Raw genomic sequence first — 14,479 nt, 5'->3', positions numbered from 1 at the left:
TGGCATTTGACAAGTGCACGCTGTTGAGTTCTCAAGGATCGGATGCTCCCACGACCCAGCCATCACAGCCAGGCCCGAAGGGCAACTTCTCTATCTTACCGATCTCGTTTCCGTTGTCAAGTCCGAATTTCTTCGGCCTGACCGTGGGAACGGATCAGCACCTTCGTCCTGTTCACTCAGTGAGTGTCTGGGATTCGGGAGGTGTTAGCTGCTTGACGGGAGCCGGTCCGAGGACCTCCGCTCAACCGTTTGGGGCGAACAAGTAATAAGTTACGCGGATCCCGGGGATCGGGCAAATCAGGGCTGACCGCCGGGCGTGTCGCGCAGCGGCGCCGCAGATCCGCGCGTCGCCCCCGCTGTCTTCGTGAGTCACTCGACGGTCATGAGCGTGGTCGTGACGTCGATGTTCCCGAAGGGGAAGGGACTGAAGACCGTCCAGGAGCCGGAGGTGAATCCCTCCATAGGGATCAGGAAGAACCAGACGAGAGAGACGATGATCGCGAGGCCCACGAGCGCCGAGACTCCGATGGCCGCGCGGTTCAGTGTGGTGAGAGCGGTGTGTTCGTCGCTCGCCTTCATCACTCGTCCGAGGGTGATCAGCACCATCGCGGCGATGCCTATGTAGACCAGGGGGCTGGGGCTGAGCGTCAGATCGATACACACAGGCGCCTGGTCGGTCGGCCGTCCCGATGAGTCGATGAAGCCGCCGCTCCCGTCGACGCCACCGGGGCAGTAGCTCCGGCTGGCGACCATGAGTGAGGAGTACACGAAGACGGCGACCAGGGTCGTGATCAGGACGCGTCGGATCTCCGCGATGATCGCGACGCCGGGGAGACCTGTGGTGGTGGTTGCCGGCGTGGTCGATGCGAGCGACAAGAGGGCCTCCTGGGTGGCTGGTCGTCTCATGATGGCGCAGGCAGTGGAGAGAGGGAAGGGTGCGTCTGCTGGCCCCCGAGACAGGACTCTCCCTTGCTCGCTGGAATATCGGTAGTGTTCGGCCAGAGCCTGAGCAGAAGGACGGCAACGATGCCCGCAGCACCTCAAGGTTGGTACGCCGACCCCGAACACCCCGCACAGCAGCAGCGCTGGTGGGACGGCACCCAGTGGACGATACACACCGCGCCCCTGGGGCAAGCACCGAATGTGGCTGTCGCCGTGACCCCCGTCGATGCCGCTCCCGCCCAGGTGAAGTCCTCTCGGATGAAGGTCGTCCTCATCGGGGGAGCGGTGGTGCTCGCAATCCTCCTGCTCACCCGCAGCCTGGGTGTGATCATGGTGCTCGCCGGGCTGGTCCTCTTCTTCGTCGCCATCTACGGGATCGTGCGTGGCTCGGCGAAGCTCTTTCGCGTGCGCTCGCGCGGGGCGGCTTGGGCTGCTCTGGGGATCGCGTTCGTTCTGATGTTCGCGGGGTCTGGAGCGAACGCCGCCCTCGGCGGACCGGGTTCCGACACCACGAGCTCGGGGTCGTCGTCGGATGCCAAGCCGTTCGCCTCCGCGCAGACAGAGAAGCCGACCCCCTCTCCCAAGCCCACCACCTTCGAGGAGGTCGAAGAGTCGACGGTCGTTCCTTTCGAGCGGACGACGGCCGACGATCCGCAGCTCGACGTCGGACAGACCGCCATCACGACAGCCGGTGTCGACGGAACCAAGGTCACCACGTACCGCGTGACCTACGTCGATGGTGTGGAAGTGTCGCGCGAAGTCGTCGGCGAAGTCGTCACCGTTGCGCCGGTGAACGAGGTGACGTCGAACGGAACGCGACAGCCTGCGCCGGCACCGGTGCCTCTGGTGCAGCCTGCGGCCGAATGCCACTCGAGCTATGCCGGGGTGTGCGTGCCGATCGCCTCGGACGTGGACTGCGCGGGCGGGAGCGGAAACGGACCGGCATATGTCCGCGGGCCGCTGCAGGTCGTCGGGCCGGATGTGTACGACCTCGACCGCGACGGTGACGGGATTGCCTGCGACTGAGACGGGGCCCGCGCAACCACCTCTCGATACGCTAGTCCTCAGCGGGGGCGCGACGCCTCGGGGACCGAGGCTACGGCCTCAGAGGGAGTGCGCAATGACGGGTGAGACCTTCTCTGAAGACGAGTTCCGCAGCCAGTGGAAAGAGCAGGCGGACGAGATCGGCCGCTTCAACCTCGCCATCTTCGGCAAGACGGGCGTCGGGAAGTCGACGCTGATCAACGCGATCTTCGGAGAGGAGGTCGCTCCCACCGGGGTCGGCGAGCCCGTCACGATGGACGAGCATCTCTACATCCACCGTTCCGGCTTCCTCGGCCTGCTCGACACGCGTGGCCTCGAGATCGGCAAGGACACCGATGAGCTGATCCGCGAACTCGGCGACTATCTGAAGAAGATGCGCCAGCGGCCGCTCTCCGAGCAGATCCACGTCGCCTGGTACTGCGTCCGGGCGACGGACCGGCGGTTCGAGGACACCGAGGCGGAGTTCATCCGTCGCCTGCACGAGCTCGGCCTGCCTGTCGTCGCCGTTTTGACACAGGTGCCGTCGCGGAACGGCGAGTATCACGCCGACGCTCTGACCCTGGCGGACCACATCGCGGGACTCGACCTACCGATCGTGGGAGGCCGCCCGATCTTGGTGATGTCGACGGCGGATGAGTTCACGGGTCAGGTTCAGCACGGGCTCACGGAGCTCGTGGATGCCACGTTTCGCGCAGCTCCCGAGGGTGTTGAAGCAGCGTTCGCAGCCGCCCAGAAAGTCGATCTGGCACGAAAGCGCAAGCAAGCTCAAACAGCTGTCCGCGCGGCTGCCACGGCGGCGTTGACGGTCGGGGCGATCCCGATCCCCGTTGCGGACGCCGGAGTGCTCGTCCCCATTCAGCTCGGGATGATGGCGAGGGTCGCGGCGATCTACGGCGTCAGAGTCGAGACCGCCACGATCGCGGCAACTGCAGCGACCGTCGCTGTCTCCGCTGCCGGACGAAGCGCGGTCGCAGGGCTCCTGAAGTTCATCCCTGGAGCGGGAACGGTGGTCGGTGGTGTGATCTCGGGCACCGTCGCCAGCACGTTCACCCTGGCGATCGGATACGCGTGGGCTGTCGTCTGCGGGGAGCTCACGCAGGGCCGACTGCGAGGCGTCGACGGTGCGCTCGACAGCAACCTGGTGCGCGAGCTGTTCCAGACGCAGGTCGGCGTGTGGTTCAAGAAGGTGAGCGGCGGGCGGGACTGAACCGCGGTCCGTTGCGTTGAGCAGATCTACCCGGGTAGATCAGGCGGGGCGCTCGATCGCCCTGCACTGAGGCTTCTGCCTCATCCTCGAGGCGCCTTCCCCTAGAGCTCCATGTCTGCAACGACGGTCGATGATCGTGCCCGCTATCGGGCGAACCCCTCTGTCCTGACGGCGCCGAAGAGTCCGCGGATGCTGATCCGCGAGGTGCTGGCTGGCTCGTCGTAGGACTCGCACTCATCCCCGAGGCGATCTCGTTCTCGGTGATCGCGGGCGTCGACCCGAAGGGGCTGTTCTCATCGTTCATCATGGCGGCGTCGATCGCGTTCCTCGGCCGGCGACCGGTGATGGTGACCGCGGCGACCGGAGCCGTGGCGCTCGTGATCGCCCCGGTCGCGCCGATGTACGGACTGGACTACTTCATCGCGACGGTCATCCTCGCCGGCATCTTCCAGGTGATCCTCGGGGTTGTCGGCGTCGCGAAGCTCATGCGGTTCATCCCCGCAGCGTGATGGTCGGGTTCGTGAACGCGCTGGCGATCTTCGTGTTCAACTCGCAGTTCCCGCAGCTGATCGATGTGCCGTGGCTGGTGTATCCGCTAGTGGCGCTCGGAATCGTCGTGATGCTGGTTATGCCGAAGATCACGAAGATCGTGCTGGCGCCGCTGGTGTCGGTGATCATCGTGACGGGCGTCGTGCTCGCGTTCGGCATCACCGTGCCGACGGTCGGCGATCAGGGCGAGCTGCCGCGGAGCCTGCCCGAGCTGTTCATCCCGAAACGTGCCGCTGACTTGGGAGACGTTCACGATCATCGCGCCGTTCGCGCTCGGGGTCGCAGTGGTGGGGCTGCTGGAGTCGCTGCTCGCCGCGAAGCTGGTCGACGAGATCGGGGATCTTCGGCGCCATCGGCGGCTGCGCCGTGATCGGTCAGACCATGATCAACGTGAAGGCCTCGGGTGCGCGGACCCGCATCTCGACCTTCTGCGCCGGTCTGTTTTGTTCGTGTTGGTGGTCGTGTTCGGCGACTTCGTCGGGACGATCCCGATGGCCGCGATCGTGTCCGTGATGATCATGGTCGCGATCGGGGCGTTCGACTGGCACAGCATCCGTCCGTCGACGTTGAAGCGGATGCCGAAGAGCGAGACGTTCGTGATGGTGTCTACGGTTGTGTTGGTCTTGGTGACGCACAACCTGGCGGTCGGGGTTGTCGGTGGGGTGCTGGTCGCGTCGGTGCTGTTCGTGCGGCGGGTGGCGCACTTCGTGACGGTTACGCGGTCTGTCCCTGGATCCGGGGATGTGGCGACGTATGCCGTGGAGGGGGAGCTTTTCTTCGCGTCGAGCAATGACCTGACGACGGTGTTCTCGTACTCATCGGATCCCGATCGCGTTGTCGTCGATCTGTCGGGGTCACATGTGTGGGATGCGTCGACCGTCGCCGCGTTGGATGCGATTGAGACGAAGTATCAGGCGTTGGGGAAGACGGTGGAGATCGTCGGGATGAATGAGAGCAGTTCGCGGATGCGCGGGCGGTTGACGGGTGGGTTCGAGTAGCGACGAAGAGTGCTAGGCAACGGCCTGAAGACCGTTGCCATCAACATTCTGCCGGGGTGGCCAAGATTAGTTGTCCCAGACTACGGCTAGCCACTCAAGCGCGTGACGGGCGTCACTCCGTGGGGTCAACCCACAGATCAGGCCAGTCGGACGGGGTGCCCGCTTCTTGAACAAACCCGACCTCACGCAGCAGACGCGCGGCGTCAGCTGGGCCGAGGTCGAACATGCCCTCGAAGTCACGCAAGTTGTAGTTGTCGTGCTCATTCACCATCTGAGTCAATTCAAGGCTAGGGCTACCATCACCGCCCACCAGCCACTCTCGAGCTGCACGCCGCTTTCGCCTGTAAAGCGCCGACGCATATACCGCATTCCCTTGCTGAAGCAAGCCAACTATGCCAGCTAACGTGAGACCCGCCTGGACGAACTCCCACATCGATGTAAGCAGACCGCCGCCACGACCCGCGTTATCAATCAACAGGTGAGAGCCTTCGGCGAAACGCTCCATCTGTCGTATCGATACGCGGTCGTCGAGGCCGGCGAAGAGAGCTAGATCTCCATTGGCGTCGTAGACAACAACTGAGAAGAACCTCTGGTCGGGATCTGGCATCTGCTTCAAAAGCCTCAGCAGCGCGGCGAGAAAGGCATCCCCATCTTCTCCTCGTACGACGAAATCTTCTGGGTCGGCGTGACCTGCTTCATTCCAAGAATCCCGAAACCTCACATCAACTCGAGCCATGAGCGAATCGTACCTACTGCGGCGTCCGATGACCGGATCGGGCCTTCGCCGCCGCACGGCCTGTTCCCCCTACCCATCGCTCCAGGGCGAGGGACCCATCCGCGCTGGCCCCGACGAAAGATTCGCAACGGCGGCCTCGGTGCGCGTGCCCGCACCGCCGAGCCCAGTCTCTGATCGCTGCGCGGCACATGGGATCGCAACGAATATGGCAGCCCTCGTGGCCGTAATGATTGTCTTGCTGCCACACTACCTAGCGGTCAGGGATGTGGGTGGAGTACTGGTACTCAGACGATTCGGAGCGGGGTGTCGTCGATCTTTCGGGGTCGCATATCTGGGATGCGTCGACCGTTGCCGCGTTGGATGCGATCGACACGTGTCGGATAGCATCGCTCGGTGAGCACCAGTCAACTCTCCGCTGAGCAGGTACGCCGCGCTTTGCTCGATCAGAACTATGCGCCCCGAGCATCTCGGCGCGGCGACGACCTTCCACCGAGCGTGTGCACTCTCGGGACAAGTCGGGTGTCATCGAAGATCGTGGCGAATCACACCGACGGAAAGCACAGACCACGTCGGACTGAGCGCACATTAATGGGCTATTCGCTCGCGGATGTACGAGTGGCACACTACCGGTGGAATCCTCGTCGCATCGAATTGCCACACCCAGTTGCATATTCGAATTTAGTCGAAACCATCGGACGATTGTGGGAATCTGACATCGCGCCCGCCATAAACACCGATGTGGCGCAGTTCACCGTTCGACAGCACTCAGACGGCCGCATCGCATCAATGGAGCAGTCGCGACCACATCTTCGTCCGGGTGTGGGACGACGCTTTCGAGTACGCGCTGACATCGCGGCGTTTTATGATTCGATCTACTCCCACGCAATTCCGTGGGCTTTGATGGGCAAACCCGAAGCCAAGTTGAATCACAGGCTGAGCGTCCCGGCCAATGAACTCGATGCTGCTGTGAGGATGGCTCGCCGCGGCGAAACAACCGGCATCTCTGTCGGCCCTGGATCTTCCTTGATCATCGCGGAGCTCCTACTAAGCAAAGTTGACGCTGCGCTTGAGCGATATCGATACGAGCGATTTCTTGACGACTACGTCGCCTACACCAGAACGGAAACCGAGGCCGAGGAATTTGTGCGTGATCTCGATACGGCCCTGCGGGGATTCGGACTACAGCTCAATGGGCGAAAGACCTCTGTCGAGTCATTGCCTGCCCCAGAAGACCCGGGCTGGCTCCGCGAACTGCGCCAGACGAGTTCCACCAGACCTCGTGAGCTGATCGATCGCGCGCTGGAGCTATCTCGAACGGATCCCCAGGCGAGCGCGATCCAATGGGCTCTGTCTAGATCCCAAGGCATACTCATGGGTCTTTCCAAGGAAGATCAGCAGCATTTTCTCCAAAGGCTCGCGGAGCTGTCCTTCTCATATCCCCACACCACGCCTGTCCTGGCGCGCTCGCTGCTCGCGACCGGAATCGACCTGCCACAAGAGGACTTGGACACGCTCATTCAAAAGCACGCATCGGACAGCCAATCGAGCGCGGTGTGCTGGCTCCTGCATCTGGCCTGGGAGACTAACGTTGCCATCTCGGAAAAAAGTTGGGAGGCCGTTCGCGTTACTAACGACTCCCTTGGGCTTGCTTACCTCTTGCAGTCACGCTCGGCAACCCTGTCCACGCAGCAGACCGCCCTCCGAGCCGATCTCCGAGCCGCGGGGGGCGACGCCTACACGCGCGACGAGGCATGGCCGGTTCGTTACATCGCTTATCTCGAAGGGGTATCAGAACTCCAGGACCCGGGATTCGAGGAGCTTCGCGAGGGCGGTGTGGCTCTGCTTCGAGACCCCAAGGAGTTCGCGTCCGCCGCCGCCGAGCCAGAGGTTGACGACGAGTTAGGTGACGATAACGATGACGACATGATTTGGGGAGGCGGTTCAGGCTTCAGCGGCTAGCGCAGCTGACCGCGTGTGAAGGACAGCGCTCGAGCCGCGTGTGAAGGACAGCGCTCGATCAGGGGCGTGAGATACCCGTGGTGGTCCGAGTCTTCGCCCGTGGGCTCAGCAACTGCTCAGCCGTGGGAGACCTGGCGGAAACCGGTGTCTCGGTGATCGCGAAAGTAGCCATGGCGGATGACCAATACGTCGGTGAGGTCAATGCCCGCGTCTAGGAGAAGCGGCTTGTGCGTTAAGGCCGTCCTTCGCCGTCCCCGCTGCTACTCATCCAGCCGGGCACGCCTGGCATCGTCAGTCTCCATACCGCCGCACTGCTTCACGAATTCCATCCGCGTGCGAATAGATCTCATCGAGCTCTTCGATCGAGTGCCGCGTCTCGACCTTGTCCTCGTCCAACAGCCCCATGTACTTCTGCTTACCGTTGAAGTGAAGACGCGCTACGGGCTTCCGGTTGTTGTCATCGAGCAGCACTGCGAAGTAACTCTTCGCCTCGCGGTGCGTGACGCGCTGCGGCTTGACCTCGCCACAGGCGATCGCTTCACGATCTGGTAGCCCTCTAGCTCTTCGAGAGTGGTCTCAATCTCGGTATCGCGATCGAGATCTGCTTCCGCGACCTCTGCACTCGTCGCCGGCGACGGGTCCGAAGTGTGCGTGATTCCGCTCACGCCGAGGGCGGTCTTCAGGCGATCATTCACGCGCTCGTTCAAGAAGTGGTGTGCAGCCTTGCCGACCAGCCCTGTGAACTGCTGCCGCACTTTCTGCGTGTACGAACCGTCGTATACACGCGTTGCGAAGAACTTGATCCACTCGTCCGTCGGCTCGCGGAACTGGCTCGCGATCTCTCGCTTAAGGGCACCAATGTACTTGAGCTCCTCGGCCGCGCTGATGATCGAGTCGAGGTCGAAACTCTCCTTGCTCAGCTTCTGAATCTCCGGGATCAGAGTCTCGTCGGTGTCGAGCAGGTCGAGCACGAGGAACGGCTTGGCGTCCATCCGGTTCGGAGCGTCGAGGTCAGTGTAGAAGTGCCAGACGACGCCGTTCGTCAGAACAGCGATGCGCGGGTTCGTGACGGCGAAGAACGGAAGAGCTGCGGAGCGTGCTCGATTTTGAGCGACCCCATCGATGGCTTGCACTCGATGAGGATCTGAACCTCGCTGTCGCGCATGATGGCGTAGTCAATCTTCTCCCCCTTCTTCGTGCCGACATCGGCCGTGAACTCGGGGACGACCTCGAGCGCGTCGAAGACGTCGTAACCAAGAATCGTCGAGATGAACGGCATGACGAACGCATTCTTCGTTGCCTCCTCGGTCCCGATCGCCGTCGCCTGGTTTTTCACCTTCGTTGAGAGGGAATCGAGACGCTCTGAAAACTCCACCGTTACTCCGCTCTTCGTTGAACACGCTTTAGTCCAGGCGATAGCGGACCCGATGAAGTCGCGCCGCTCGCGCGGCGTTCTCGACGGTGCGAAGTCGTTCCGACCTGAGCCCGTCGCGTCATTCGCCAAGTCGGCACCCTCGCCAGCCAGTTCAGAACGACCCACGAGAGATGCGATAGCGTCTCGAGAGTGAAGAGGACCACGCCGGGGCCCGGAGCCACCTGCACCCCAGACGAGCGGAAGAGCCTGACTGCAGAGTCGCACGTGGTGCAAGCGGCGAGCGATGACATTGCGCTTCAAAGCGTCTGGAACTGGCTGAAGGAACGCCCCCTGTCTCAGAACTTCACGCGAGCAGTCGACGACGCTGTGAAGTATGTCCTCGATGGAGCACGTACCGGACGCTTCGACTTGCTCAGCCCTGATGTCGATTCAGACGAGAGGGCATCCGTAGGCACGAAGCTCCAGTACCGGGTTCTGAACGAGCTCGACCTCTACAAGGAGCCGCCGCTGGATACACGCATCCTGGGGATCCCCGTTGAGCTCAAAGCCACCGTAAGAACGAACTGGATGATTCCCACTGAGGGTCAATGTGAGATAAGCATTCTCACTCAGGTCGATATGGCCCGCAGACGTCACCGCACGTTCCTCATGCGCGCCCACCGAGTCTGGCTCAACGATGGAGCGAACAAGGATGGAAAGCGAGGAGTCGCCGCCGACGCGCTCGCCCGCTTCTCGCTACCTTTGCTCGATTGGACTGACCTTCCGGAGGAGCCCCTCGCCCGCCTCACTCCGGAACAGCTTTCAGTTGTCTTTGCCCCGAGAGTTGGGCAAAGCTCTCGTCTTGCGTCGCTCTTCGGGTTCCTTCCCGACACCGTGATCCCTAGGTCTTCCATCGAAACAGTATGTTTCGGCAACAAAGATCCGATGCGACGTGCACGCCAGGCGAAGGAGGCGATTCGAGCCGTGTCGGGCTTGGAGGTGCTCGTTTGGTCTTGGGTGCCCGACCGACTGAGAGCGAAGGAGCTCGGTTTCCAACTCGAAGTCGGCGACTGGGTGGCAGTGAGCTCGACGCGCACGCGAGCGTCGACCCCAGGGCTGGTGCCGCAGCTCGAGATCGAGTTCGAACCTAACGCATCCGGCTAAGCAACACTTAGTTCGCGGTCTTCCGACGCTTCAGATGCGAGAAGACGCGGCTTGATCTGTTGCGCGATGGCTCGCGCCAACCCCGACGGAACTGCGTTTCCGATCTGACGGGCAATCTGGATCTTCGTTCCAACCCAGCGATAGTCGGCGGGGAAGTCCTGGATAAGCGCGGCCTCGAAGTGGCTGATGACACGATCAACCGATCGGACCGGGTCGCTGCGGTGCTTGCCGTACTCCTCTACCCAGTCACCAGCCTCCCATTGCGGATGAAGGTACTGGCCCTTTTCAGGCTTGAAGAACTCAGTTCGGATGGTGACTGAGGGCATATCCCAACGGAGACGCCCCATCACGTCGGTGGTTCCAGTCGGCTTGTTGGCCCAGCAATTCGGCAACAGTGCGACAGGAAGATCGAATCGGCCTCCCCCTGGCGGGACGAAACTGTATCGGTCGAGGCTTTTGCTGGTGGGCGTCCGCCGGATATGCAGGTCCAGGCCACAAAAGGTGCCAGGCATGGACTCACCGAAGAGCTCCGACGTACGAGCAGGAAGCTCGGTTGTCGACGGGTGCGGAGGAACATCGCCTATGACATCGCGAACCGTACGCCACGGGAGCAGTCCCGATCCTGCTTCCGGTTCCTTCGCATGAGTCGCAGCGGGAAGTTCGATCCGCCCGATGCGAGAACCAATGACGATGGTCCTCTTCCGGCGCTGCGCGACGCCGTAGTCGGCGGCGTTCAAGACAGCGTGCTGAAGTTCGTACTCGACCAAAGCCCCGTGATCGGCTTCGGCGAGTAGCATCGCGAATTCGGGCGACTTTGCGAACCGGTCAACGTTCTCGATCACGAAGACCTTCGGACGAGCGTGCTTCACAAACCGCATGAACTCACGCCAAAGCTGGTTCCGAGGATCGTTGATGTCCTTCAACCCCAGGTTTGAGAAGCCTTGACACGGCGGCCCCCCGATTACAATGTCAGCTTCGGGAATCGCGTCGTCAGACACTCCCGCGATGTCTCCCGCGATCACATGGTGCTCGCCAAAGTTTGCCGCGTACGTGGCGGCGGCCGCTCGGTCCCACTCGACTGCGAGCACAGGCCTGAATCCTTCGCTCGCAAACCCTACTGTCATACCCCCGCAACCGGCGAACAGGTCGATCATGCGGAGGTTCTTCGTCATACATCGATCGTAAGCTTGGCATCGGACATCTGGGCCCACCCCCGCCGAAATCGGATGAGCACATCGGCGCGCTGCCCAGCATTGGAGAGGCGTTCCCTCAACTCGCTGGCACTCGCACGAGAGTTGCCACGAGATCCTCGTAGTCGCGGATCCGGCCCTGCTGGAGTAACCGATCAAAGGTGCGCTTCGGCGACCAGTTCGTTCCCTTGGTCGAAGCCACCGCCTCGATCGCACGGGTGAGCGCGGGCAGGTCGAGGTGGTAGACGCAGTCGATGGCGCCCGATCCATCCGCCAAGATTCGAAGCATGGCTGGTCTTGGTTCCATGGTCAGCACGGCGAAATGAGGCATCGGGCCTCTCCTCTGCGTTGCGAGCCTTGCCCCCTGCGAGATGCAGTCCTGCGCGCGATCAGTTCGGAGCGACCACTTCGCAGACACCCCGACATGCATGTGCAGGTCAGCGTCTGCCAAGGGCGCTCCGACCGTGAGATCTACCTTCAGAATCGCTTCCTCCGGCATCTCCACCAGCATGCGCTGCGTGATCGCATCCTGTTTCGCATAGGTCGCCGACTTGCGAGCTAGTGCCGCTCGAAGCCTCTTTGCTTCAGCAGACGGAGGCAGACGCGTCGCGAGCTCGCGTAGCTCGTTCATGGCCTTCGAGACAGGTTCGTAGGTCCTCCTGAAAGTCGGGAAGACGGCCAGGTGTCGATACTGCGAGAAGTCAGCGACTGAGCGGGAACGAGCAATCTCGAGGTCGGGTCTCCGGGAGGCCAGATCCGCCCTAGCGGCTTCCTCCAAGGCGCTGCCCGGGTCGGAGGGCCCGGCTTGCCCAGCGACGACTCCCATCTGTCGAAACAGTTCGATCCCGAGTTCCTTCGACTGAGCGTCATTGTTGTCGGATGTGTTCGGAGCCCCTGAAGCCCGATAGCCACAGAGTGAAGCTGCAAAGTTTGCTGGCACAATGTCACACTGTGCCACGAGCGACCTTCAACTGCTAGCCAGACAATAGCCAGGCGCCGAATCAGTCTGTCGCGTCGCACGACTTCGGAGCCTCCCAGGGAGCTGTACCTGAACTACGGACCATCCGCCTGATGCCCGGCGACGACTCTCCCTCGTCAAGACGTAGGCTGCCACCATGTCATGGGCGAGCACGGAGGGATCACGACGTTCGATGCGCGGAAATCGACGCCGCGACACTCAGCCCGAGCTGGCCGTCAGGAGGCTCCTCCATGCCGCTGGACTCCGCTATCGCGTGGACTTTGCTCCGCTCGGCGACCGGTATCGCGCCGACGTCGTCTTCACCCGTGTGCGTGTCGCCGTCTACATCGACGGATGCTTCTGGCACGGCTGCCCGATTCACGCGACCTACCCAAAACGCAACAGCGACTATTGGCTTCCCAAGCTCCGTCGCAATGTCGAGCGCGATCGCGAGACAACCCTGCGTCTCAATGACGCAGGGTGGAGGGTGCTGAGATTCTGGGAACATCAGCTGCCCGAAGACGTAGCCGCGACGATCGTGGCAGAACTCGGCGCGCTTCCCGCCAGCCGGACGCGGAGGTCAGCAAATCGGGAGAGCGGTGAACGCCCTACTCGTGATCTTCCCCAAACCGTTCTCCCGAGCTCACCTGCTGCGCCACCCGCCGCAACGCCAGCAACAACGGCTCCACCAACACCGACCCCAGCACCACGTACCGCACCGCGGCTTCCGCAGAGTCCTCCGGCACCCCCGAGATCTCCGCATCCGCAATCTGCCGCGCGCTCGCGAGGTACTCCGCCATCGCCGCATCCGGAACGGTGAACCCGACGCGCTCCAACCCTTGCAACGCTCGCGCCACCGAGTGCAGCACTGCCTCGTCGCACATCCCCGGCTTCCACCCGAGCCCCGCGACGAGCGCCTCCGCGTCCGTCAGATCCAACGAATCATCCACCGGCGGAGTGATCGCCGCATGGGCAGCCCCGAGCAGCTCGTGCGCACTCGCCGGCGGATCATCCAGCGCCCCCAGCACCCGCCGCGTCTCGGCGATGCTCACCCCCGCGTCGAGCAGCGCGCGGATCACCCCCAGCCGCTCCACGTGCTTCTCGCCGTATGCGGCCTGAGTCGCAGACGAACGCTCACCCTCGGGCAGCAGTCCCTCGCGCAGGTAGTACTTGATCGTCGGCACGGTCACGCCGGTCTGGGCTGACAGTTCGGAAATTCTCATGGCCACCTCTTGACTTCGATAGTAGCGCTATCCATTATGGATAGTGACGCTATCCAATCAAGGAGACATCATGTCGAAAGTCATCACGGGCCGCATGACCCACCGCCACGAGGGCGAGCTCGTCGTGTTCCACATCGGGATGCAGATCAACCGCTGGTGGCGCCCCGACCTGTGGATGCCGGCCTTCTTCGCCATGCCGGGGATGCTGCGCGAACTCAGCACCGACCCCGACTCGGGCATGCTCGGCTACCACCTGCTCTTCGGCTCGGGCGGACCCTACGTCGTGCAGTACTGGTCATCCGTCGACAAGCTCTACGCCTACGCGTCCAGCCCGAACCAGTTACACCGCCCCGCCTGGACCGCCTTCAACCGCGCAGCCCGCAAGGCTCCGGGAGTGGTCGGCGTCTGGCACGAGACCTTCCGCGTCGACACCGCCGAGAGCGTGTACGTCTCGACGAAGCCGATGGGTCTGCCCAAGGCCACGGAACTCGTGCCCGTCGGCAAGCGTCACGACCGAGCGCAGGCACGGTTCGCGGATGGGCGGACGGGAGCGCCGACCTCCGAGCCTGCGCAGTAACCCTCCCCTAGCGACCGGTCGCACCGCGGAACCCACTACCCTCGCACCATGCCCACCGATCGCCCTCGCGCCTGGATCTTCGACGTCGACGGCACCCTCGCCCTCATCGGCGACCGTTCCCCGTACGACATGCGCAACGTCTCGATCGACACCCCGAACCACCCGGTCGTCATCGCCGCGCAAGCCTTCGCCGCCCACCCCGACGTCGACGCGCTCATCGTCGTCTCGGGCCGCGACGAGACCGCTCGCCGCGCCACCGAGGCCTGGCTGACGTTCAACGAGATCCCGTTCGACCGCCTTCTGCTCCGCCGCACGGGCGACCAGCGCGCCGACAACATCGTCAAGGCCGAGATCTACGACGCCCACATCGAACCGCATTTCACGGTCATCGGCGTCGTCGACGACCGCCGCAGCGTGGTCGAGATGTGGCGGTCTCGCGGGCTCGTCTGCTTCCAGGTGGCCGAAGGGGACTTCTGAGGCGCACCCGTCCGAGTTCAGAGCATTGAGGCACGATCCATTTTCGGATCTGTGTCCTGCAGGCTGGTGGTCGTCCGTCGTCTGGGTAAGTAGATGTAGAA

General features: G+C 62.9%; 11 protein-coding genes and 3 pseudogenes. 8 read left to right on the top strand and 6 right to left on the bottom strand.

All coding sequences use genetic code 11. From position 1 onward, the window contains the following. Nucleotides 1–369: 369 nt before the first annotated feature. On the bottom strand, nt 370–876 hold the full coding sequence (locus ILP86_RS13725; protein WP_193762224.1) for a hypothetical protein: 507 nt from the start codon (nt 874–876) through the stop codon (nt 370–372). A 150-nt stretch (nt 877–1,026) separates the two neighbouring features. Between ILP86_RS13725 and ILP86_RS13720 the strand changes: the two genes are divergently transcribed. The 3 genes and pseudogenes from ILP86_RS13720 to ILP86_RS13710 all read left to right on the top strand — a co-directional run bounded on the left by ILP86_RS13720 (nt 1,027) and on the right by ILP86_RS13710 (nt 4,740). Then, entirely contained in the window at nt 1,027–1,968 is a 942-nt protein-coding gene (locus ILP86_RS13720) for a G5 domain-containing protein (protein WP_193762223.1), read from the top strand. 94 nt (nt 1,969–2,062) lie between these two features. Next, nucleotides 2,063–3,193 (top strand): GTPase family protein, encoded by a 1,131-nt coding sequence (locus tag ILP86_RS13715; protein WP_193762222.1) that lies wholly within the window; start codon nt 2,063–2,065, stop codon nt 3,191–3,193. A 111-nt stretch (nt 3,194–3,304) separates the two neighbouring features. Next, a pseudogene (locus ILP86_RS13710) lies at nt 3,305–4,740 on the top strand (SulP family inorganic anion transporter). A gap of 112 nt (nt 4,741–4,852) precedes the next feature. Here ILP86_RS13710 and ILP86_RS13705 read toward each other — a convergent pair. Continuing rightward, a complete protein-coding gene (locus tag ILP86_RS13705; RefSeq protein WP_193762221.1) occupies nt 4,853–5,476 on the bottom strand; it encodes a hypothetical protein in 624 nt (207 codons plus the stop codon). 393 nt (nt 5,477–5,869) lie between these two features. Between ILP86_RS13705 and ILP86_RS13700 the strand changes: the two genes are divergently transcribed. Further along, complete coding sequence (locus ILP86_RS13700) at nt 5,870–7,435, top strand: RNA-directed DNA polymerase (protein WP_193762220.1); 1,566 nt, start codon at nt 5,870–5,872, stop codon at nt 7,433–7,435. Between the two features lie 291 nt (nt 7,436–7,726). On the opposite strand, the pseudogene ILP86_RS13695 reads toward ILP86_RS13700, so the two are convergent. Further along, nucleotides 7,727–8,810, bottom strand: a pseudogene (locus ILP86_RS13695) (restriction endonuclease). A 189-nt stretch (nt 8,811–8,999) separates the two neighbouring features. On the opposite strand from ILP86_RS13695, the gene ILP86_RS13690 reads away from it, so the two are divergent. Further along, nucleotides 9,000–9,953, top strand: a complete 954-nt coding sequence (locus ILP86_RS13690; RefSeq protein ID WP_193762219.1) for a NaeI family type II restriction endonuclease — start codon at nt 9,000–9,002, stop codon at nt 9,951–9,953. On the opposite strand, the gene ILP86_RS13685 is transcribed toward ILP86_RS13690, so the two are convergent. Both ILP86_RS13685 and ILP86_RS13680 read right to left on the bottom strand, forming a co-directional pair. Then, nucleotides 9,950–11,125, bottom strand: a complete 1,176-nt coding sequence (locus ILP86_RS13685; RefSeq protein WP_193762218.1) for a DNA cytosine methyltransferase — start codon at nt 11,123–11,125, stop codon at nt 9,950–9,952. The two genes, ILP86_RS13690 and ILP86_RS13685, sit on opposite strands and share 4 nt — an antisense overlap. Nucleotides 11,126–11,222: 97 nt before the next feature. Further along, complete coding sequence (locus ILP86_RS13680; RefSeq protein ID WP_193762217.1) at nt 11,223–11,774, bottom strand: NgoMIV family type II restriction endonuclease; 552 nt, start codon at nt 11,772–11,774, stop codon at nt 11,223–11,225. A gap of 484 nt (nt 11,775–12,258) precedes the next feature. On the opposite strand from ILP86_RS13680, the pseudogene ILP86_RS13675 reads away from it, so the two are divergent. Then, nucleotides 12,259–12,597, top strand: a pseudogene (locus ILP86_RS13675) (very short patch repair endonuclease); the annotation flags it as partial. A gap of 112 nt (nt 12,598–12,709) precedes the next feature. On the opposite strand, the gene ILP86_RS13670 reads toward ILP86_RS13675, so the two are convergent. Continuing rightward, complete coding sequence (locus tag ILP86_RS13670) at nt 12,710–13,324, bottom strand: MerR family transcriptional regulator (RefSeq protein WP_193762216.1); 615 nt, start codon at nt 13,322–13,324, stop codon at nt 12,710–12,712. A gap of 70 nt (nt 13,325–13,394) precedes the next feature. Here ILP86_RS13670 and ILP86_RS13665 point away from each other — a divergent pair, with 70 nt between their 5' ends. Both ILP86_RS13665 and ILP86_RS13660 read left to right on the top strand, forming a co-directional pair. Then, complete coding sequence (locus ILP86_RS13665; protein WP_193762215.1) at nt 13,395–13,901, top strand: DUF4188 domain-containing protein; 507 nt, start codon at nt 13,395–13,397, stop codon at nt 13,899–13,901. A 48-nt stretch (nt 13,902–13,949) separates the two neighbouring features. Then, nucleotides 13,950–14,378 (top strand): hypothetical protein, encoded by a 429-nt coding sequence (locus tag ILP86_RS13660; RefSeq protein ID WP_017202933.1) that lies wholly within the window; start codon nt 13,950–13,952, stop codon nt 14,376–14,378. Nucleotides 14,379–14,479 lie beyond the last annotated feature (101 nt).

The organism is Microbacterium sp. R1 (genome assembly GCF_015159725.1).
Classification (GTDB): Bacteria; Actinomycetota; Actinomycetes; order Actinomycetales; family Microbacteriaceae; genus Microbacterium; species Microbacterium oxydans.
Note: the sequence above shows the minus strand (reverse complement) of the source record. Positions and strands in the feature narration are given on the sequence as shown.